The organism is Flavobacterium piscis (assembly GCF_001686925.1).
Lineage (GTDB): Bacteria > Bacteroidota > Bacteroidia > Flavobacteriales > Flavobacteriaceae > Flavobacterium > Flavobacterium piscis.
Map to the genome: position 1 here is coordinate 1 of NZ_LVEN01000036.1, position 1,537 is coordinate 1,537.

The window sequence follows — 1,537 nt, forward strand, 5'->3', positions numbered from 1 at the left end:
AGCAAAAGTGATGTTTTCAAAAGAACCACTTGTCCCGCTGTCCGTTATATCTTTTGTGCCGAACCCCGGCACAAAAGGATTTTCACTCCCATCGGGGCTCATATCTTTACATTATTATATCAAAATCTTATCTTTGGATATAAACTATTGATAAACAGAACTAAGTTGCAAAATTCTATCGGGGCGAAATACATCATTGATGATATTGTAAACACTAGGTAAATCCTCTTAGTTTTAATTACATTTTAAGTCACAATAGTACTTAAGCACTTTATTTTAGATAAAGATGCTGTATAAAAAATGAGCAAAGACCAGTGTAATTTTTTGTTTATTATTCTAAAATATGGAATTATGAATTTAAAGTATTCTGTGGGACTAGACGTTTCAAGCAAAAAGATCAATGCTTGTATGAGTTGTATTGATGAAAAACAAAAAGTAATTGTAAAATCAAGTACTGTAATTTCCAATAATAAAAAAGGATTTAAAATTTTACAAGATTGGGTATTAAAACACGTAAAGGAAAATGTTCCAGTTGTTGTATGTATGGAAGCTACAGGGATTTATCATGAAAATTGCGCTTATTATTTATTTGAAAAAGGATTTTCGGTTTCTATTATTTTACCCAATAAGGCCAAAAAGTATTTGGAAGCAATTGGATTAAAATCAAAAAATGATAGTATCGATGCCAAAGGATTATCCCAGATGGGAGCCGAGCAATGTTTGGATACCTGGCAGCCTATGGGAACATTTTTTTATGAATTACGACTATATACCAGACAACATCAAAATGTAACCGAATTAAAAACGGTTTTAAAAAATCAATTCGATGCATTAAGTTTTGCCATGCATCAAGTCGATCCAGTAACAAATCAATTAAAAGAAACCATAATTTTATTTGACAAACAGCTGAAAGAATTGGAAAAAGTAATCAACAACCACATAAAATCAGATGCAAAAATAGCTGAACGTGTTGCTAATATTTTAGAAATAAAAGGCATTGGGATTTTAACTTTAGCAACAATTTTAGCCGAAACTAATGGTTTCGAACTCTTCAACAACTACAAACAATTGGTTTCTTACGCAGGTTATGATGTTGTAGAAGCCCAATCAGGAACCAGGGTTGGAAAAACCAAAATATCAAAAAAAGGTAATTCCAGAATTAGAAGAGCAATGCACATGCCATCACTTGTTGTTATAAAATGCGAAGTAAAACCATTTAAGGAACTATTTGAACGAACTTATAATAAGCACGGAATCAAAATGAAAAGCTATGTTGCCGTTCAAAAGAAATTACTGACAATGATTTATTATATGTGGAAGAAAAAGGAACGCTTTGAACCAAATTATATAAAAAGCATCCAAGAAAAGGAGCAGAAGTCTTTCTCTCTGTTTGCCTTTGAAAAAGGCATAAAAAACAGCCCCAATAAAATTGAGGCTGCACAAGGTAAACATCCAGCGAATGATCACAGTAAGTTTCCTCTCTGTTAAAACAAAGATAAAAAATATTAAAATTAATTAGGTAATTAAGATAGTACCT

At 31.5% G+C, this 1,537-nt stretch carries 1 protein-coding gene; it reads left to right on the forward strand.

What is annotated here, in order from left to right; all coding sequences use genetic code 11:
* The first annotated feature begins 351 nt into the window (after nucleotides 1-351).
* Nucleotides 352-1,488 carry an IS110 family RNA-guided transposase gene (locus tag FLP_RS16650; RefSeq protein ID WP_065450665.1) on the forward strand — a complete coding sequence of 379 codons (1,137 nt, stop codon included), beginning with the start codon at nucleotides 352-354 and terminating at the stop codon, nucleotides 1,486-1,488.
* Nucleotides 1,489-1,537: the final 49 nt, after the last annotated feature.

Bases quoted from the DNA above. Each gene is read 5' to 3' on its own strand.
- FLP_RS16650 (WP_065450665.1), top strand. From the start codon at position 352: ATGAATTTAAAGTATTCTGTGGGACTAGACGTTTCAAGCAAAAAGATC.